This is a genomic window from Candidatus Methanoperedens nitratireducens (assembly GCF_000685155.1).
GTDB lineage: Archaea > Halobacteriota > Methanosarcinia > Methanosarcinales > Methanoperedenaceae > Methanoperedens > Methanoperedens nitratireducens.
Genome location: NZ_JMIY01000002.1, coordinates 228541 through 247108, shown reverse-complemented (window position 1 = coordinate 247108; position 18568 = coordinate 228541). Strand labels below are relative to the sequence as shown.

The 18568-nt window shown below is 44.2% G+C and carries 20 protein-coding genes; 6 read left to right on the top strand and 14 right to left on the bottom strand.

Going from position 1 to position 18568, the window contains the following annotated elements; translation table 11 throughout:
* On the bottom strand, window positions 1-302 hold a 302-nt coding region (locus tag ANME2D_RS18385), incomplete at its 3' end, for a hypothetical protein (protein WP_048089538.1).
* Between the two features lie 139 nt (window positions 303-441).
* On the opposite strand from ANME2D_RS18385, the gene ANME2D_RS17875 reads away from it, so the two are divergent.
* Window positions 442-597 carry a hypothetical protein gene (locus tag ANME2D_RS17875; RefSeq protein ID WP_157833970.1) on the top strand — a complete coding sequence of 52 codons (156 nt, stop codon included), beginning with the start codon at window positions 442-444 and terminating at the stop codon, window positions 595-597.
* A gap of 70 nt (window positions 598-667) precedes the next feature.
* Here ANME2D_RS17875 and ANME2D_RS05120 read toward each other — a convergent pair whose 3' ends face one another.
* Both ANME2D_RS05120 and ANME2D_RS05115 read right to left on the bottom strand, forming a co-directional pair.
* Entirely contained in the window at window positions 668-1630 is a 963-nt protein-coding gene (locus ANME2D_RS05120) for a 2-hydroxyacyl-CoA dehydratase family protein (RefSeq protein ID WP_048089536.1), read from the bottom strand.
* A gap of 12 nt (window positions 1631-1642) precedes the next feature.
* The gene (locus ANME2D_RS05115; RefSeq protein WP_048089535.1) at window positions 1643-4096 is read right to left on the bottom strand and encodes a DUF5814 domain-containing protein; all 2454 of its coding nucleotides are present in this window, start codon (window positions 4094-4096) and stop codon (window positions 1643-1645) included.
* A 126-nt stretch (window positions 4097-4222) separates the two neighbouring features.
* Here ANME2D_RS05115 and ANME2D_RS05110 point away from each other — a divergent pair, with 126 nt between their 5' ends.
* Both ANME2D_RS05110 and ANME2D_RS05105 read left to right on the top strand, forming a co-directional pair.
* A complete protein-coding gene (locus ANME2D_RS05110; RefSeq protein WP_048089533.1) occupies window positions 4223-5182 on the top strand; it encodes a tyrosine--tRNA ligase in 960 nt (319 codons plus the stop codon).
* A gap of 1 nt (window position 5183) precedes the next feature.
* Window positions 5184-5477: a Dabb family protein gene (locus ANME2D_RS05105; RefSeq protein ID WP_048089532.1), complete on the top strand. Its 294-nt coding sequence runs from the start codon at window positions 5184-5186 to the stop codon at window positions 5475-5477.
* Between the two features lie 215 nt (window positions 5478-5692).
* Here the strand turns inward: ANME2D_RS05105 and ccsA are convergent, their stop codons facing one another.
* The 8 genes from ccsA to ANME2D_RS05065 all read right to left on the bottom strand — a co-directional run bounded on the left by ccsA (window position 5693) and on the right by ANME2D_RS05065 (window position 13893).
* Entirely contained in the window at window positions 5693-8011 is a 2319-nt protein-coding gene (gene ccsA / locus ANME2D_RS05100) for a cytochrome c biogenesis protein CcsA (protein ID WP_048089531.1), read from the bottom strand.
* Between the two features lies 1 nt (window position 8012).
* On the bottom strand, window positions 8013-8753 hold the full coding sequence (locus ANME2D_RS16740; RefSeq protein ID WP_052368579.1) for a thioredoxin family protein: 741 nt from the start codon (window positions 8751-8753) through the stop codon (window positions 8013-8015).
* Between the two features lie 83 nt (window positions 8754-8836).
* Complete coding sequence (locus ANME2D_RS05090) at window positions 8837-10426, bottom strand: 4Fe-4S binding protein (protein WP_048089529.1); 1590 nt, start codon at window positions 10424-10426, stop codon at window positions 8837-8839.
* Between the two features lie 21 nt (window positions 10427-10447).
* Window positions 10448-11743, bottom strand: a complete 1296-nt coding sequence (locus ANME2D_RS05085; protein WP_048089527.1) for a PCYCGC motif-containing (lipo)protein — start codon at window positions 11741-11743, stop codon at window positions 10448-10450.
* A gap of 2 nt (window positions 11744-11745) precedes the next feature.
* Complete coding sequence (locus ANME2D_RS16735) at window positions 11746-12204, bottom strand: thioredoxin family protein (protein WP_052368578.1); 459 nt, start codon at window positions 12202-12204, stop codon at window positions 11746-11748.
* 74 nt (window positions 12205-12278) lie between these two features.
* Window positions 12279-12512, bottom strand: coding sequence for a histone family protein (locus ANME2D_RS05075; RefSeq protein WP_048089525.1), 234 nt, complete (start codon window positions 12510-12512; stop codon window positions 12279-12281).
* Between the two features lie 133 nt (window positions 12513-12645).
* Window positions 12646-13506 (bottom strand): agmatinase, encoded by an 861-nt coding sequence (speB, locus tag ANME2D_RS05070; RefSeq protein ID WP_048089523.1) that lies wholly within the window; start codon window positions 13504-13506, stop codon window positions 12646-12648.
* The gene (locus tag ANME2D_RS05065; RefSeq protein ID WP_048089521.1) at window positions 13507-13893 is read right to left on the bottom strand and encodes a translation initiation factor IF-5A; all 387 of its coding nucleotides are present in this window, start codon (window positions 13891-13893) and stop codon (window positions 13507-13509) included.
* Window positions 13894-14009: 116 nt separating this feature from the next.
* On the opposite strand from ANME2D_RS05065, the gene ANME2D_RS05060 reads away from it, so the two are divergent.
* The 3 genes from ANME2D_RS05060 (at window position 14010) to hisD (ending at window position 15919) form a co-directional block, all read left to right on the top strand.
* Entirely contained in the window at window positions 14010-14234 is a 225-nt protein-coding gene (locus ANME2D_RS05060) for a hypothetical protein (protein ID WP_048089519.1), read from the top strand.
* A gap of 13 nt (window positions 14235-14247) precedes the next feature.
* On the top strand, window positions 14248-14562 hold the full coding sequence (locus tag ANME2D_RS05055; protein WP_048089517.1) for a hypothetical protein: 315 nt from the start codon (window positions 14248-14250) through the stop codon (window positions 14560-14562).
* Between the two features lie 73 nt (window positions 14563-14635).
* Complete coding sequence (gene hisD / locus ANME2D_RS05050) at window positions 14636-15919, top strand: histidinol dehydrogenase (protein ID WP_048089515.1); 1284 nt, start codon at window positions 14636-14638, stop codon at window positions 15917-15919.
* Window positions 15920-15928: 9 nt separating this feature from the next.
* Here the strand turns inward: hisD and cysS are convergent, their stop codons facing one another.
* The 3 genes from cysS to ANME2D_RS05035 all read right to left on the bottom strand — a co-directional run bounded on the left by cysS (window position 15929) and on the right by ANME2D_RS05035 (window position 18553).
* Window positions 15929-17323, bottom strand: coding sequence for a cysteine--tRNA ligase (gene cysS, locus ANME2D_RS05045; protein ID WP_048089513.1), 1395 nt, complete (start codon window positions 17321-17323; stop codon window positions 15929-15931).
* 2 nt (window positions 17324-17325) lie between these two features.
* Window positions 17326-17700 (bottom strand): CBS domain-containing protein, encoded by a 375-nt coding sequence (locus ANME2D_RS05040; RefSeq protein WP_157833969.1) that lies wholly within the window; start codon window positions 17698-17700, stop codon window positions 17326-17328.
* Window positions 17701-17812: 112 nt separating this feature from the next.
* Complete coding sequence (locus ANME2D_RS05035) at window positions 17813-18553, bottom strand: M24 family metallopeptidase (protein ID WP_048089509.1); 741 nt, start codon at window positions 18551-18553, stop codon at window positions 17813-17815.
* Window positions 18554-18568: the final 15 nt, after the last annotated feature.

Here is an 18568-nt window from a genome sequence, read left to right as displayed (position 1 = left end):
ATGTTCTTTTCTATCAGGCGGATGTTTTGATTGAACTCGTTTGTCCTGACTACTGTTTCTCCGTTGAGCCTGATTAAAGAACTGCTGCTTTGATTGTTTTCTTCATCGCCATTCTGGATGTATAAGGTATAGTTACCGTTTATTCTGCTAAGTGAGAAATTATCCTGGACTGTGGCAGGTGCGCCATTGGTCCGCTCAAACTTAACAGGGCCATAAACAATTGAGGCTGTTGCTGCAGGGCTGAATGTCGATACAAGAATTAATGCTATGACTATATACGAAGTGAAGGGCCTATGATCCATACCTAAAACCACAATGATCTAAAGATTAATTAAGATATAAATAACTATTGATTATAATAATTATGATGATAGGTCAGTCTGATATTTTTCGGATAGGCACCGAAGTATATATGTAATAGTTCGTATATAGACTAACAATATGCAAGGAATTTATCAAGGCTATCAGGTAATGCTTCATGATAAGGTCTGGACTGTAATCCTTACTTTATCCCAGGATGAGATTGGCACATCTCATTTAGATAGAGCAATAGAACTCATTAAACATTCAGGGCAGGCATCTATCATAAAGAACTAAAATACCTAATACCGCCTATCAAGTTCTTATCAAACTCTAACACCAGAGCATCGCTCTTTCACAGGATAGTTCACCGCAACCTCTCAAGCATCTCCCTGAAGGCCTCAAGCCGCAGTTTTATCTGCTGCGGAGTGTTGCCTGGCAGGTCTCCCTGAATGGTGAGTATGGGGTAATCCAGTTCTGCTCTTAGAACCTCATCCTCAAGCATGTGGTGGCATGCAAATTGAGTATAGTGTATCACTCCGTCTACATCCCTTCTCTCAAGTTCTTTTCTAAGGAAATCTATCCTGAAATCAAGTGGCCTGGCAAAAGTATAATCGCAGTAATCCCTGGCGATCTCTCTAATATCAGTTCCTCCGTGCCTTATAAATTCATACGGGAGTTCATCAAATACTATCTGCAGACCGAGTGATTCTGCTGTTTCATGGAAATCATAATAGATAGGAGGCACTCCGATTAATGCCACCCTGTTTTTTATCTCTATATTGCTCTCTCTGATGGATTCAATGGCTCTTTTAAATCTATTTAGATCACCCAGAAGATCGCTAAAAGAGATCAGGATACGAAAAGCTTCTCCTGATGAGATCTTCCCTTGGCATCTTCTCTTATCGATCATCTGCCCCAGTTCTTTAAGTCTTTTAATCTCTTTGAATTTTTCAAAAGACTCAATGCCTCCAAGAAAATCAGACAGCCTGTATAACTGAAGTTCAAGGTATTCAGGATCTCCATCAAAAGGATAAAAGAAAAAGTGGGTCGGGATTCCGCTCATTGCTGCTTTCTGGCCATCAACAAGAGCATTATGGCAGTCGCCTCCTGCTACAACAACAAGGGAATCGATTGCTATCTCCCTTTTAAGCAGCATTTCCTTCCAGATAGCAGTCCATGCGCACAGCTTGTTTGCAGGGTATATCCTGGAGGCCGGGATAATGTTGTTGACATCAAATGGTTCACCCCTGCAGGCGAATATCAACTCAGGTGATACGAGGGCGGTAATTCCTATCTTTGGCACGTACATCCTATGGTTTATAAGCATTTTATTTTTGTGTTAACACCCTTCCATCTTCTCTCTCAATTCCCTTGCCCTCATGCTCAACTCATTCTTTCCATAGATTGCGGCAATCAATTCAACAGCCTCAAGGTTCCTTGCAGCCTGATCCAGGTAATTGAGCATATCACCCGCGTAGGCGTAAACCCCGTACTGCCCTGTGATCTCTGCTATGATACCATCAGGCGATAGTCCCTCAGCGCACAGTTCAATAACCCTTGCCGAGAACTTCTTCTGTGCACAGCCGCAGTACGGTGAGTCCTTGCACTTACATGCCATGAACTCCTTCGCAAAATCAAGCGCTGTGCGGCGCAGGTTCTCTTTTAGCTTTGAGATCCCATCAGCCGAGTAGACGATATCAAGCCCTGCACCAAAAACCCTTGTTGGAATATCAGTCCCGAGAGCATCTGACAATCGTGAAGCATATCTGAAATACACAGCATCCAGGGTTTCAAGCTCCGTGATTATATCCAGTGCATTGCGCCCTTTGAGTACCGCGCTCTTTATCAGGGAGGTCTGCTCCACGTTTAAAAAATGTGATGCCACTATGCGTCCGAGTTTTGTAGGATAAAATCCCGCATTTGTCTTTTCAATAAATCCGTATTCTCTAAGTTTATCCAGCAGATAGCCAAGGTCTCCCTCACCGAGCAGCAGCTCATCTATTTTCTTTATATCTGAAAGCCTGCGAGCAACCACGGTATTGGATAGTGTCTCTTCAAGCATCTCATCCTCTCCGTATTCTACGCCAAAATGCTCAAGCCCACCCCGCAGCAGCCGAAAAGCGATCTCATCCTCTGTATCCCCTTTCCCGAACCTCTTCTCAGGGTCTGCCAGCAGCACCACGACTCCACGGTCATGGTAATCCGGTCGCCCTGCGCGTCCCAGCATCTGCTGGAACTCACGTATGGTGAGCCACTCTATACCCATGGCAAGGGATTCAAAGACCACCTGTGACGCAGGAAAATCAACGCCTGCCGCCAGTGCCGCCGTTGTCACGACCACAGGCAGTTTTCCTCCCCCGAACCGCTCCTCCACTCTCTTTCTCTCACTGTAGGATAATCCTGCATGGTAAGGCATTGCTTTTATGGTAAGGCTGTCTGCAAGCATATGACAGTTCCGGCGTGAGTTGGTAAACACAATGGTCTGGCCGTGAAAACCTTTTGAAGAGGTCTTATTATATTCCTGTGCTGCTAATCGCTCGATCAACCGCTTCTTCTCATATTCAGGTGAGAAGATGAGGTGTCTCTCGATAGGAACAGGCCGCTCCTCAAACTCAATTAGTGCTGCCCCCAGCTTTTCCGCAAGCCACTGGGGTTTTCCCACTGTAGCCGAGAGGTATATGAACTGTGCATCAGGGGCAATAAATTTCAAGCGCGCGATAAGGCCAGAGAGCCTGTGCCCTCTTTCTTTATCCTCAAGCATGTGGACTTCGTCTATCACCACTGTCCCGATCTTTCCAAGTGTTCCTGCATTACCAGATCTCAGTACGAAATCGATCCCTTCATAGGTGCCCACGATTATATCAGATGAGAGCGAGGTCCGAATACCTTTTGTACCTTTTATTATGCGGCTTGTTCCAACGCGAAGGGATGTTGTCGCTATGGAAGAATAGCGCTTTGTGAACTGCTCATACTTCTGGTTTGCAAGCGCAACCAGCGGGACAAGGAAGAGCATCTTACCCCTCTTATTCAGGATGTTCTGTATACCTGCCAGCTCCCCCACAAGCGTCTTTCCTGTAGCTGTAGCCGAGACGATCAACTGGTTTTTTCCATCAAGCAGCCCTGCATCAACTGAGAGCGCCTGAACAGGCATCAGCTCATCGAGTTGATGAAGAAGTATCTTTTTGAGTTCATCATGTATATGCAGGTCTTTTACTTTTATTGATCTATCGACTTTGTTTGCCTCTATCGTATCAAACCTTGTTAATCCTGAATCCAGTTTCTCATGATTGAGCATCGCAAGCACTCTGTCAAGATTCCTTATTCCAAGTAATATCTTGATAAGCCTCTCCTGTCCATGTCTTCCTATCCTGCATGATCTTGCTTCACGTACCAGTTCTTTTTTTGCACACTCTTCGCATACCTGTTCATTATGAAAACTTATAGAGTTGTTACCTACAGTGGTATATCTGCCGCCCAGAAGACACAGGCGGCATGTACTTGTATAGCCGTAATCCAGTTGATATGCGCTTAGCAATTCTTTGAATCCTGCCTCGGATTCCTCATTCCCTTCAGCTATAAGGATCCTGTCTGCAAGCCGGAGGAGTTCTATGAACTCATCCGGTGCTCTGAATTCTTCTTTTTCTCCTCTCTTTACCCTGAATTTTCCCACGCGTGCCCCTTTCGGAGTTTTCTTGAGTATCAGGGTCCCATAAAAGGCAGGCTCTCTTGAGTTATCTTTAATAGGTAAGACTGCGATTTTTGAGTCTTGCGGATGTATTATGATGTAAAGCATCTTGATTTCTGAATGTCTAAATTGACCCCATGTTATTAAGTGTTAAGGCAATCCGTATATAATCCGCAGGATATAAGTGTATGCTTAGCATAGAATCGCAGGTTTTGAGCAACAGGAGTCTTCATCATGGATAATTTAACATTAATCACCAGAAACACAGAAGAGATAGTGACAGGAGAGGAGCTTGAGGCATTAATAGCATCATCAAAAAGACCTTCTGCTTACGTAGGATATGAGCCCAGCGGAAAGATACACATGGGCCATGTGCTGACTGTGAACAAACTACTTGACCTGCAGCAGGCGGGTTTTAGAATAACCGTATTGCTTGCAGACATACATGCGTACCTCAATGAGAAAGGAACCATGGATGAGGTAAAGAAGATCGCTGAGTATAACAGGAGATGCTTTATCGCACTTGGTCTTGATGAGAAAAGAACAGATTTCGTCCTGGGCTCATCATACCAGTTGGACCCGAAATACATGCTGGATGTACTGAAGCTTGCCCGCATCACCACTCTGAACAGGGCAAGGCGCAGCATGGACGAGGTGAGCAGGGATGCCGAGAACCCGAAGGTATCGCAGATGGTATATCCACTTATGCAGGCAGTGGATATCGCGCATCTGGGTGTTGATGTAGCCGTTGGTGGCATAGACCAGAGGAAAATACATATGCTTGCCAGGGAAGGATTGCCCCAGCTTGGCTATACTGCACCAGTATGCATCCATACCCCTATCCTTCTCGGTCTTGATGGCAAGAAGATGTCCTCAAGCAGGGGTAATTATATCTCTGTGGATGATAGCCCTGAGGATATTAAGAAGAAAATGAGAGGGGCGTTCTGCCCTGAAGGTGAAGTTAAGGATAATCCAGTCCTGAGCCTCTTCAGGTTCCACATCATGCCGCGCTACCCAAGGATAGTGGTCAAGCGCCCGGAGAAGTACGGAGGAGACCTGCACTATGAGAGTTACGAAGCGCTTGAATCTGATTTTGCCGCGCGCAAGCTTCATCCCATGGATTTGAAAACAGCGGCTTCTGAGTATATGAATGAGATACTCAAGCCTGTGAGAGAGCTGATGGTGGTGGGTTAAATTGATCACACACATCGTTTTTTTTAAATTGATGGACCGAAGTTCCCGGAACATCGAAAAAGCCAGGGATGTTTTATTGAGCATGAGCGGTAAGATCCCACAGCTTCGCCATCTGGAGGTTGGAGTTGACGTCCTTCGTTCTGAGCGTTCTTATGACCTGGCACTGGTGACAAAATTTGATTCGTTAGAGGATTTACAGGCATATCAGGCTCATCCTGTTCATGTTGATGTGACAAAATATATCGCTTCAGTGATAGAGTCTGCAGTAGCTGTTGATTATGAATCAGAAATATAGTATTTTGTCGAAAGTCTTAGATACAACTTGAAGAACAGAACACGGATAACACGGATTAGACGGATTTTCACGGATTTCGTATCCGTGCGTATCCGTGTCCTATCATCTGCCTTCTAACCAGTTATGTATAGATTCATATGTTATCTAATTGCTCATGCAAAATTCAGAAATTACGATTTCTGTACATGGCTTATTGCGTTTTTGGTCTATAAGGCTTATTCTGCTGTACTCGCCTTTGATTTTGTTTTCACCGCCATTATCAGGATTATTCCTGCTGCGGACAGTATGATTCCAATCCAGGCAAAATTGATAGCAGGTATTATTTTCAGTGTCAGGGGTACTACTCCGCCTCCCATGCCCTGGAAGATGACGTACACATCACCTGCAAATAAAGATATAGACGGGTCAACCATCGGGAAGGTTCCACTTCCGCCTTTTCCTTCAAGATATTCGGCAATTCCGCTTCCGATCATCTTATTGTTCTGGTAGATTTCAAGCTCAACACTCTGTACCTTATATTTGCCTGTTATATCAGACTCACCCATATCAGTGGCGCTCATTATCGGGAACTCAAAGCCAGGCATTAGCTCTCCAGATACAGTCAGCTCTGCATTCACGGGTACCGTTATATTCCCCTGGAATATCACCCACATACTGCCTGAGCTATCGGTGAGTTCTACAAGGGTACCGTGTCCTTCCATGGATCTTAGATTAGTAACTTTCCCGCTTATCTTTACTGTCTTTTCTCCAAACGATGAAGGGTTGGCAATCACCTGGCCAATAGAGGTTCCAGAATAATCTGTACCCCCGGTCAGGCTTCGGGTTGAAAAATCCACAACTCTTATACCGTAGCCATCGCCTACATTCACTAGTTCCCCTGTTGCTTCAAGCGGTATATTGATCCTCTCTATTTTGTGGTCTAAAGTGGAGCTTATAACCGCACCAAAGATTATTAGCACTACCGCGATATGCACCATTGCCAGACCTATACCCTTTACTCTCACCTTCTGGCTTGTGACGCTAAGGTATCCTGCGAGACTTTGATATACAGCAGATGCTGCGTATATCAGAGGCGGAAAGATGGAGATCAAAGAGATACTGCCTATCAGTTTATAGATAGGCGGCTCATTGATCCAGAAGGGACTGCTGTGATCAAGTACATAGAAATTCTCTGTCCTTGGCAGCATGGATATTACCGAGATCGCTGCTACAATAAACAGGGTCTGCTTCTGCTTCTCTTTCTCGGATTCTTTATAATTTAAGCCGAACCCGAGTGCAAGGAGCAGTATTATTGTAAAAGGGTAGCTCCATACATTGAAGAAGTTCTTTGTATCCGAGGCCACGTTCACTTTCAGGCCCTGTGTGAGCTGGATAAACACAGGGTATGTGATACCCCAGAATGATATGAAAGCCAGCACAACGAATAAAAGCAGGGCTATATAGAAGATATTTGTCTTATTCCAGAATCCCGGATCTTCTGCTGTGTCAGGCTCTTCGAAGTACCGCCTCATGGCAAGGGCTATAGAGACAAGTGTTACAATCAGGGCTGCTATAAGTAGCAGCGAGCCTGTTGAAGCATCACCAAAGGCATGGACTGAGTTAAATAGACCGCTTCTGACAACTATGGCAGCATATATGACCAGAATAAAGGAGACCGCAGCAAGGACGGGTGCAGCTATTGAGAAGGTCTTTTTGTTCTTCCTGTGCAGTGCTGCAGCATGGAGAAAGCCTGTAAGTGTAAGCCACGGTATAAATGAGGCTGTCTCAACAGGGTCCCATGCCCAGAACCCGCCCCAGCCAAGTACCACGTACGCCCAGACGCCGCCGACTGCAATTCCCATGCCGAGGAAAAGCCAGGTAAAGCGCGACCACTGCCTGCTCAACTCCTCCCAGCCGTCCTCTTTTGTGAGCAGGTAGACGATGGCTGCTGCAAAGGGTATGGTCATGGCTGCATAACCAATGAACATAAGGGGCGGATGGACTATCATCCAGAAGTTTATAAGCAGAGCGTTAAGACCGCTGCCATCAGAAGGCACAAAATTAGAAGACAGAGCACCGCTGGCGATCAGTTCAATAACCTCCTGCCGTTCATATATTAATTTAAAGGGTGTTTGAACCAGGGTGAGTACTATAAAGTATATACCTATAACCACGGTTATTATCTGCGTCCTCCTTGCAAGCGGTGTTGAATGCCTGGTAGTATACGCAAGCCATGCTGCAGAGAGGAATATCACCCATACCCACAGAAGATATGTGCCTGGCTGGCCTGCCCATGTACCTGATATTTTATAAACCAGAGGCAGATCGCTGCTTGAGTACTGCCATACATAATCATAGGTGAAGTCGCCTACCACGAAGTAGTAGGTGATAAGCAGATATGCAACGGTCAGAAGTCCTGCTGTTAAAAATATCATCGGGGAGATGAACCTTGTTAAAAGGCTGCTATTTTTCAGTTCTTTCAATAACAGTCCTGCAAGCGCGACTGCGCTTACCAGTAGACTGATGTAGAGTATTGCGTTTCCAAAAGTTACCATATTATTTGCTCCTTACCTGGTCTCTTACCCTTGTCACTATGGGAAGGAAATAATCTGCATCCACAGCGCCCGGTATTCTCTCAAGCACGTTATCATTTCCATCAAGGAAGAGCACATAAGGAGGGTAGCTAACGCCGTATTTACGTGCTGTATCCCTGTCAATATCAAGATCCATTGCCACAAGGACATAATCCTCTTCCAGTATCTTCTTTACCCTGGGATCCCCAAGCGTATTTGCCTGGAACCCTGCACAGTACTGACACCATATCGCCCAAAAATACACTGCAATAGGCTTGTTTTCCTGGGATATGATATATTTGTCGTTCTTCTGTTCTACCTTTAGATTATAGATCTTATCATCACTGATCTTTAGCTTTGCTTTTTCTTTATTCTCATCAATCATAATCTCAGCTGATTTTTCCTCAGTAAAGATACGAATGGTTCTATCCTCATCGGTTTTGATGATCTTTGCATTATCTACCCATCTGGTATCGAGGTCCTCCCTGAGGTACATCATGATTTCGTCGCTATCGTCCCCCGGAACATTATCCCAGATAAACAGATCCTTCTCCTGGGCTAACTGGAATCCTTTATCAAGAGAACGATGCCATTTTATATCCCCGAGATAACTATAGTTCCCATCGCTCAGCCTGAAATCCGAGAGAGAGATGTTGTAAGAGATGTATGCAAAAAATATGATTAAAACAAATACAAATATTGACATCATTTTCTTGGTTTTCATAAGTTATTCCTGACCTATCTTGTGTTTTTTCTACTCCTGATTTTTAATCTACTCCGTACTTATATACTTTATTAAATGTTGGATCATATTATAGGCAGCGTTAATATCCTCATTCCTATCAGCAAATAAACAGTCGCAATACTGCCCACAACGATCACACCCTGTTGCAGGTCTTTTTTACTGTATGAGATCCTTCTGCTGACTACATACCCTGTCCATACAGTAAATATAAAACCTGAGGCTAACAGGATAATCTGCAGCTGATTTATGGTCTCAAAATTTATTGCAAATTCCCATACTCTCCCGAAGAACCCCCCTATAGCTTCTGCTATAAAGAACAATCCTTTAAGCAATCTGAATGTATTCTCGGCTAAATAGACAGACAGGCTCAATGGGATGAACGCGTAGGAGAGGTCTGTGAACTTCTGCTTTGTGTTTTCACCAGAGAAAGCTGCCCTGGTAGAAAGGTACATAAGACCAACAGCGCCCAGTGTTATAAGCGCAAATATTATAATTGCCCACATATTTCTCCAGTAATTCACGAAAAAGTTATAGTATGTAAATGTATCAAACGGTGCAGTCGACCTGACAAAACCTATAATCACGTTCCTGAATTGAAGCCGCTCCATCCCCATGACAAAGAGGAAGATGATAATTATCCCGTGGACCAGGTATGCTTCATCAGGATATGTTTTCCTGGATTTTACTATATCAGCGCCAGGAAGCCTTGGACTTATGCGGATATTGTCCTTTGAACAGGATTTAGCACATTCCATGCACATAATGCAGTGATTATTTCGCTCCATTGTCTGGGGAAATTCATTCACAGGACAGGCCTTCCCTTCTCTGTTGCCAATAACGCATTCTTTTATATGATGGTCATGGCAGGTCTTCTTTGATTTGCATCGAAGCTCAATCGCTGAGAGCATGGAGAAGACCCCGATCACAAGCCCGATTGGACAGATATACCGACAAAAACTTCGCTTTTCAAAGACCGCACCCATTAATACAGCAAGTGCTGTGAAAGATATGAGCAGGTATGCGGTATGGGGCGGGTCCCTTGTGAACATGAAGAGATGGCGCTCAGCCGCGAAAACGAAGAGAAAGAGTATGACCGCAATCCAGAGGTTGCGGTATTTCTCAGGATATTTTCTTCGTTTATCAGAGATTGCCCCCGCTACAACAGGAAGTGCTACTAAGAGTATCACAGTCCGGGATGCTGCGGTCTGCAGGGGACTCAGATCGAGCCTGGAAAGATAGATAATAGCCCCGATGATGAGGACTGGAACGATGATAACCAGAAGGTTCCTGTACTTTTTATCAAAGCTTGAAATAGACTGCGTCCAGTCGCCTGCTGCACCTATGGGGCATGCGAAGCACCACAGCCTGCCGAGAAGGATAACGGTAAAAACAAGAAGAGGATGCCAGATATCCCATATCATTATGGTCGCAAAAGGTATCCCGCCCTGGAAGCGCAGGTCATGTTCACTTAGCAGACCGAAATAAATGATGATCAACAGGACAACGGAAAAAATCACGTTGGTGGCTGGCCTGAAAAACCTGTTCTTGACCAGGTCCCTGAAGAAATATACATCGAGCAGGTCGGGTTTTTCAGTTTCAGTATATTCTTGCTGTGGCCGTACCTGCGATGAGAATACAGACTTGGAGGACATTAATAGAGTGCCTTAGATCTCTCAATCTATATCTATCTCGTAATTCTGGGCTGCTTCTGAGATAACGTTATTCAGACTGGAGGTCATCTTTATAATTAAGGTATTGTTCTCTTCCTGCACCTCGTATGATTTAAAACCGCGGCTTGCGCTTGAGTCTCTCAGTTCATTATACTTAGTCAGTGGTACTGATTCATTATCCTTGATACGGAATGCGATCTCTCCTGTTACATCATCTCCAGTTCGTACAAGACCGAAGTAACTCATATCTGCAAAGGCAGGTGCATCAGTACTTATCCTGGCAAACCCGGCGTTCTCATCATCGACTTTCTCAAGGACGGATTTAAAGGAATCATATGCACTTGCATTAGCTGAAGAATCTTTTAAGAGGGCCAGTACACTGTTCGTTTTATCTTTAGTATCAAATATATACGGTCTTGTATACAGGATATTATCGATATTATCCCCGGCGTTTGACCGCACGTTTGCACTGGTTTTTCCGATATCATGCAGTTCTATCCATGATCCGTCTGAATATTCTGAATTTAACATCCCTATAACAGGCGACCCGTAAAAATTCGTATCATGCATGAATTTTTGCTCTATGCCTGTTCCCTGTTTTAGATTGGCAAAATATACCCATGTAATCCCTGGCGGAATAAGTTTTAGGCCATCGCTCAGGGATTTGAAATTATCAGGCAAAGAGAGAGTTGACAGGTCAACCGGTTGAGTCGATGGAATCTGCCCTGCTGTACTCGTACTCAGTTTTGATATTCCTGATGGGAAGTAACTCTGGGATTTTATGGCTATCCCGATGCAGACATCGCAGGTTGATGCATGGCTGTCATACATACCTCTATCGTTAATGAAACAATCTCTCAGGAACCGATGGGGCCTGCCATCAGATGTTTCGCTGCCATGCTGTTCGCATCCGCAGTAACAGGGCATCTGCTCAAGTATCTCTGGATGTTCGGTTGCATATTTGTATGCTTTCAGGGTCATGGCATTTGTATAAACGTAATCCGGAAGTTTATCAGCCGCCCTTGGTGAAAGTATCGGGGTATAATCATCTGTTACCGGCGGTGTATTTGTTCCCGATCCTCCTCTTTTGCCGTATTCTGCATCAATCTGCGCCCTGACCTCTTTAAGCGTTTTCTGCACTTTACCGTTATCACTGGCTGAATCATTAAAAATAACAGCATATGCTATACCGGCAAGTACTATTACAGCCACCACTCCTATGATCAGAGTGTTATTTCCTTTCTTTGAGATTTTTCCACTCTTTGCTTTTATGTTCTTTGCTTTCTTCTCAGGCTTCATTCTTATGCCTCTTTTAATTTTGCGATTTCGTTTATTGTATTGAGAAACGTCCCATTTTCCACATATCCGCGTATCCTTTTTATTTCTGTGCCGTTTGGATCAAGAAAGATCCCGGTTGGAGTACCGTACACCCCGAAATTTGTGATTTCCTTCCTCTGCGTATCAACATCTATTGAGACCAGTATGAAGTTTCCGTTTAATTTATCAATAACGCTCTGATTCGTAAAGGCCTCCTCTTCAAATTTATTGCACCAGTAGCAGTATTCCGACCTCATATATACGAACATCAGCTTATCCTGTGCTTTTGCATCTTCGAATGCGGGCTCAGGGGTGGTATAGAATTCTAACTCTTTTAATGTAATCTTACCCGAACCCGGGTCGTTTGATTGGGAGTACAAGTAACCCAGGACAAGCACTGAGAGAGCAAGTGATATGAATATCCATTTAATCCATTTCTTCAAGTCGATCTGACTTTACAATACATGTAAAGCGATATAAGGGTTGTGGTTTGAAATTTGAGAAATGACCTGAGGGGTTAATTACCCCTCCTTATCCTGGCAACAGCAAGCCTTATGTCTTCTTCCTTAACTGTAGTCCTGCCTGCATGTTTTGCCAGGGTTATGGCCTCACGGGATACCTCAAGTCCATATTCCTCAAGGACTTTAGCAAGTTCAATGCCTGCTCCTTCACTGACCCTGTCAGCTCCTGCCTTTCTAATAACGCGCTCAACCGGTGCAAGCGGTAGTATTGGTGGTATTTGTTGTGTCATTTATTTTTACCTCCTAATTAAAATCTATGATTGTTTTAATAACAAAATAAAAGTATATATAGTTTATTCAATCTGAAAAACTACTATAAATCAAAAAAGACCATTTCGTCACGATATAGAATCGAGCAGATTCTTAGAGGGTAGCCCTGGCATTCGCAGCTATAAAATCACGAACAAGCTTTGCACCTAACAGTGCAGTCCCGCCTGAATCATAAGAGGGTGTGATCTCAACCAGATCAAATCCCACTATATACGGCGCAAGACAGGAAATTATAGTCCTTACATCACGCGGCGTTAATCCATAAGGCTCAGGAGTGCCGAGGGCAGGAGCAAATGCAGGATCAATGGCATCCATGTCGACGGATAGATAGACCGGGCCATTAATATAACCATGAAGCTCGTGAATCATACTCTCAATGCCTGTTAAGGATATATCTTCTGATGAGAATATTTTTATTTTATTCTCTCTGGCATACTCATATTCTTCGCGTGTTCCACTCCTTATACCGATTGAGACATATTTTTTTGTTAGATCCTCAAGAATGCGCCTTGAGATACATGCATGGCTGTTTCGCTCACCCTCGTATTCCTCCCGCAGATCCAGGTGCGCATCAAGAATAACGCATCCGATATCGGGATATTTCTTCTTACAGGCTTTAATGAATGGAAGAGTAAGAGAATGCTCTCCTCCTAGCATCACCGGGATTTTTCCATCATTGACAAAATTATCAGCATGCACAGATATCATATCAAGCGTATCATCTATATTCTGCGCTACTTCCAGATCGCCTGCATCATGGATATCGATATCGGTAAGATCGATATCGAATAAATGACTATATGTCTCAAAATTATATGAATTCTTCCTGATCTCAAGAGGCGCATATCTGCTTCCCCGCCTGAAACTCGATGTTCCGTCAAACGGCACTCCACAGATCACATATCGAGCTTTTTTATAATCAGAATTAGCGTCAGCAAAAACAACCTTGCTCATTTATATACGCATATCTATTTTCATTTTTCCCATTGAGATCAGATAGGAGATCTCCTTTCCTGCCTCTATTTTACCTTTGAACTCATCAGGTATCTTTATTTCCAGTGTGGAATAATCTGCCATATCCATTACCTGGGCAACATCACCTGAAACTGATAGGACCTGTCCTGATTTGCGCTCTACCAGAGGGACGTATGTCTTATCGGTTACAGGAGCTACGATTGATCGTTTGGTTCCGTCAAAAATGCCGATAGCATCAATCCTGGCCTTGGCAGAGCCGTGTTTTCCTGTTTTTGAGTGAGTGATACTTTTGATTACACACGGCTCATCATCTATAAGGACGTATTTTCCTTCTTTTAATGACCGTACTTCTACTTGTTCTTTCATTGTAATTCTCCTACCCTCAAAATACCTTACAGTATAATAAATATGTCGACATTGAATCAAAATATTAAAGGTATATAGGGGATATCTAACTATATGTTATAATGGAGGAGTGTTAAGTGGCTGAATATACACCAGAGGAAATCGTGGAGATGGCAGATCGATTGATGAAAGATATTGCAAATTTGACAAAAGACATTGCAGATGCAGAAAGTCCCGGTCAGGTTATTGATATTACAATGGCAGTGAACTTTGTAGATAGATGCGCCGGGATACTCAAAAACCTTGCAGAGAACATGGCTGAGCTTCATCAACGGGTAGACGTGATCACAGAAAAAGAATGATAGCACCGCGATAATGAAAGAGATTGCCTTTATTGATGGTAGAACAAAGATAAGGATAAAAGATGATCAGTTAGCAGCATATCTGGACAGCGTTGAATCGGCTGGCTATATGGTGCGGGCAAATAAATGTACTTACAAGATAGGGTCACATGAGACATGGTCAAGTGAGATATTAATGATAGGTAAACCCGCAGACTTTGAGGAATTTTTCAGCAAAAAGACAAGAATAAAAGAGATATATAAACAATTCCCGCAGGTATATCGCCTGCTTTTTAACGATAGAGAGATTTTACTGTACCTTCTTAAGCAGGATTATGAGATCGTTTAATAAGTATTGGCCAGAATGAGCCAATTAAGATTATCATCATTGAGGGATAATTATTGTTAGGGGTGTTTATAGTATGCTGTATAGAAGGATCTCTGAACTTACAGATGATGATATTGAGCAGATCATGCCAAGGGAGATGGATTTCTTTGAAATCATGGACTATGTGAGCAAGATAATAGATGATGTCAAGAGAGAGGGCGATGAGGCTTTACGGAGATTCACAAAGGAATTTGATGGGGCAGATATACTTAATCTAGAAGTGGAGGACATAGAGATAGAAAATGCATATGAAGTGGTGAATCCAGATCTTATTGAGGCGATGGAGAATGCCGCTGCTAACATAGTAGCCTACCACGGCATCCAGGTTGAGTCGGATCTTTCGCTTACAGAGGTTGTGCCCGGTCTTATACTGGGATTCAAAACAACTCCCATAGCAAGTGCAGGCTGCTATGTACCCGGTGGAGCTATCGCATTTCCCACTACTGCCCTGATGACTGTAATTCCGGCAAAAATAGCCGGGGTTGTGGAAGTGACGGTCTGTACTCCGCCGAATAAGGATGGAAAAATCGACCCTGTCACGTTAGTAGCTGCCGATATGGCAGGGGCGGATAGGATATTCAAGGTCGGCGGGGCTCATGCAATTGCAGCCATGGCTTTTGGGACTGAGACCATACCGCCTGTGGATAAAATAGTAGGACCCGGGAGCGTGTACGTTACAGCAGCAAAGATGCTTATCAGAGGTATAGTAGAGATAGATTTCCCGACAGGACCTTCCGAGATAGTTGTTCTTGCAGATGAGACAGGAGAAGCAGGCTGGATAGCGGCAGATATGATTGCACAGGCAGAGCATGATCCGAAGGCTACAGCTATCCTGATCACAACCTCAACAGAGCTTGCAGATAAGGTAAAAGAGGAACTTGAGGCTCAGGTAAAAACACTGCCAGGAAAGGATACCATTGAAAAATCCCTTGAGCATGCTGCTATCCTGATAGCAGAGAGCATTGATGAAGGAATCATTACATCGGACAGGCTTGCCCCGGAGCATTTAGAGATAATGGTAGCAGATCCTCTGGATGTTCTTCAAAAGGTACAGCATGCAGGTTCAATATCAGTGGGCAAGTATGCTCCAGCGGCTGCAGGCGATTATGCCTCAGGCACCAGCCACGTACTTCCAACAGGAGGGTATGTAAGGATGGTCTCAGGCCTGAATGTAAATCATTTTATAACAAGAGTCTGTGTGCAGATAATAAACGAACCAGGGCTTGAGAGTTTGAGGGATACCATTATTCGACTGGCAGAGGCTGAAGGCTCTCATGGCCATGCTGCCTCTGTAAAGAAAAGGTTCAGTAAGGGATAAAATACACTGCTATTTTCTCCTCCATCTTACCCCTTCCCTTGTATCCTCAAGTATGATACCCATCTCTCCAAGCCGGTTCCTGATCTCATCGGCCAGCGCAAAGTTCTTCATCTTCCTTGCCCTCTCCCTCTCCTCGATAAGGGCTTCAATCTCCCGTGAAAGCTCTTCCCTCTCTCCTGGGGTCAGAATACCTAAAACATCATCAAACCTGAGCATAAGCTCATAAACCATCTTCGCATCCTCAGTGCTGAGATTCCCCTCATCCAGAGCAGGATTAACCTTACCGACTAATTCGAATATGGCTGCAAATGCTCCAGGCGTATTGAGGTCATTATCCATCTCATCAACGAACTTCTCCTCAGTCCTGCTGATAAGCATAGTGATCTCATCGTTCTTTCTGACATTTGATTCATAATCCCGCACCCGCTCAACAAACTTGTTTAATCGATCAAGTGTGTTTGCAGCATGCTGGATAGACTCCCAGGTAAAGTTAAGCTTTGACCTGTAGTGAGAGGAAACAAACAGGTATCTGAGAGCCTCAGGCCTATATCCTTTATTAATCAGGTCTCTCAGGGCAATAATATTCCCAAGGCTCTTGGACATCTTCTTACCATTAACAAGCAGGTGCTCGCAGTGCATCCAGTACTTTACAAATTTTTGCCCGGTCGCAGCTTCACTCTGGGCAAGCTCATTCTGATTATGGGGAAAGATATTATCAACTCCACCTGTATGGATATCGATGGTCGGCCCGAAGTATTCAGTCGATATAGCAGAGCATTCGATATGCCATCCAGGCCTTCCCTCCCCGATGCTGGCAACCCAGAAAGGCTCTCCTTCTTTTTTCTCTTTCCATAATGCAAAGTCGCGCACATCCTCCTTCTCATACTCATCAGCTTCAACAGTAGCGCCTGGCTTTATCTTCGAGAGGTCAAGCCTGGCAAGTCTCCCATAATCCCTGAACTGCTCTACCTTAAAATAAATAGAACCATTTTTTCGATAAGCATAGCCTTTATCAAGCAGTACCCGGACCATATCAGCCATCTCTTCTATATGATCTGTGACCCTGGGGTAGAGATCAGCCCTCCTGATCCTGAGGAGATCAATATCCTCAAAGAAAAATTTGATATATCTGTCAGTATACTCACGAAGGCTCACCCCCTGCTCCCCTGAGGCCCGGATCGTCTTATCATCAAGATCTGTGATATTCATTATCTGCCTGACCCTGTAGCCCCTGAATTCAAGATAACGCCTGAGCAGATCCGCAAAAACGTATGCGCGAAAATTACCAATATGGGCAAAATCATAGACAGTGGGACCGCAGGAATACATGCCCACAAATTTATCATTCAGCGGAACAAAAACTTCCTTTTCTCCAGATAGCGTGTTATAGAATTTTACGACCATTTTTAATAACTATCCCTGCCAATCTCCCAGACAATATCGCTTGCGTTGATTATTCCAATCGGCATCTCGGGTTCACTTAAGTTTCTTCCCAGTACCAGCAGCCTGTGTATGTTCCTTTTCTGCATCACTTCCGCTGCCTGCTCAAGGGTTGTCTCTGGCCTGACAGCCTCCACGTTCGGGGTCATTATCTCCTCTGCTGTCAGAAGTTCCCAGTTCCTCTCCCCGAAGCGGCGCAGCACATCGCACTCAGTGACTATTCCAAGTATTCCGCGCCCTGGATCGAATACAGCAAGTCCGGTTAGCTCTTCCCGTGCCATGATTCTTGAGATTTCCCTGACTGAGAGCGTTGATGCGACTGTTACTATATTTTTAGTCATTATTTCCTCTATGAATCTGTATTTGCCTTTCCTTATCAAAGCTTTTACCCCCTGAATAAGTTAAGCTGTCTATTATTAAATAGCTGTCGCAAACGATATTATTATGGATAAATCAATCCAGAACCACAGGTTCTTCTCCCACGAACACAAGAGCCTCGAATTTAGCAGCCCGCTCTTTGTGCATCAGATAGGGTTCGATAACCCAGAGCCCACTCATCAGCGTTCGATTGCTTGATGTTATGAACGGCCATCTTACTTTTAGAAGTAAATATGTAAGCCCTGGTTCTGGGAAGTTTTGCCAGAAGGCAGGTACCCTGCATAATCGGTGTCCCATAGAGATCAGCGTAGGATATACCAGCGTATAATCAGAGTTTGCCTTTATAAGCTCCTCTGTCCAGTGGAACACATCTGCTACAACCATATCCTGGTCCACGTAATTGACAATCTGATACGAGACATCATGCGCATAGGCAGCCAGTGCCTCAAGATCGGGGTTATGGCCCACGACGTGATTTATGGTGTAATCAGATGGATAATCATTATACATCGGAGCGATATCTATCAGGATGATATCATTCTCCTGCAGTACACGCGTATCTCTGGTCAGATAGCTTGATGCCAGAGCATATATGTTTCTCAACTTGGTGCTTCCTTCACCTACACCGATGATGGGCATATGCCAGTGCTGCTTCACACCGTTGGTATGGAAGACCTCAGAGGCGACATCCTCCACATCCCTCTCTGTCATTCCGACTTTGATATTATTTACGATCTCTTTACCCAGCGACTTGGCAAAGCTTCGTGCTGTAAGGTATCCCTCAAGATCTCTATCAGTCAATTCTGTTTGATTCATGAACTAACCCTCTTT

Bases quoted from the DNA above. Each gene is read 5' to 3' on its own strand.
- ANME2D_RS17875 (WP_157833970.1), top strand. From the start codon at position 442: ATGCAAGGAATTTATCAAGGCTATCAGGTAATGCTTCATGATAAGGTC.
- ANME2D_RS05120 (WP_048089536.1), bottom strand. From the start codon at position 1,630: ATGCTTATAAACCATAGGATGTACGTGCCAAAGATAGGAATTACCGCC.
- ANME2D_RS05115 (WP_048089535.1), bottom strand. From the start codon at position 4,096: ATGCTTTACATCATAATACATCCGCAAGACTCAAAAATCGCAGTCTTA.
- ANME2D_RS05110 (WP_048089533.1), top strand. From the start codon at position 4,223: ATGGATAATTTAACATTAATCACCAGAAACACAGAAGAGATAGTGACA.
- ccsA (WP_048089531.1), bottom strand. From the start codon at position 8,011: ATGGTAACTTTTGGAAACGCAATACTCTACATCAGTCTACTGGTAAGC.
- ANME2D_RS16740 (WP_052368579.1), bottom strand. From the start codon at position 8,753: ATGAAAACCAAGAAAATGATGTCAATATTTGTATTTGTTTTAATCATA.
- ANME2D_RS05090 (WP_048089529.1), bottom strand. From the start codon at position 10,426: ATGTCCTCCAAGTCTGTATTCTCATCGCAGGTACGGCCACAGCAAGAA.
- ANME2D_RS05085 (WP_048089527.1), bottom strand. From the start codon at position 11,743: ATGAAGCCTGAGAAGAAAGCAAAGAACATAAAAGCAAAGAGTGGAAAA.
- ANME2D_RS05075 (WP_048089525.1), bottom strand. From the start codon at position 12,512: ATGACACAACAAATACCACCAATACTACCGCTTGCACCGGTTGAGCGC.
- speB (WP_048089523.1), bottom strand. From the start codon at position 13,506: ATGAGCAAGGTTGTTTTTGCTGACGCTAATTCTGATTATAAAAAAGCT.
- ANME2D_RS05065 (WP_048089521.1), bottom strand. From the start codon at position 13,893: ATGAAAGAACAAGTAGAAGTACGGTCATTAAAAGAAGGAAAATACGTC.
- ANME2D_RS05055 (WP_048089517.1), top strand. From the start codon at position 14,248: ATGAAAGAGATTGCCTTTATTGATGGTAGAACAAAGATAAGGATAAAA.
- hisD (WP_048089515.1), top strand. From the start codon at position 14,636: ATGCTGTATAGAAGGATCTCTGAACTTACAGATGATGATATTGAGCAG.
- cysS (WP_048089513.1), bottom strand. From the start codon at position 17,323: ATGGTCGTAAAATTCTATAACACGCTATCTGGAGAAAAGGAAGTTTTT.
- ANME2D_RS05040 (WP_157833969.1), bottom strand. From the start codon at position 17,700: ATGACTAAAAATATAGTAACAGTCGCATCAACGCTCTCAGTCAGGGAA.
- ANME2D_RS05035 (WP_048089509.1), bottom strand. From the start codon at position 18,553: ATGAATCAAACAGAATTGACTGATAGAGATCTTGAGGGATACCTTACA.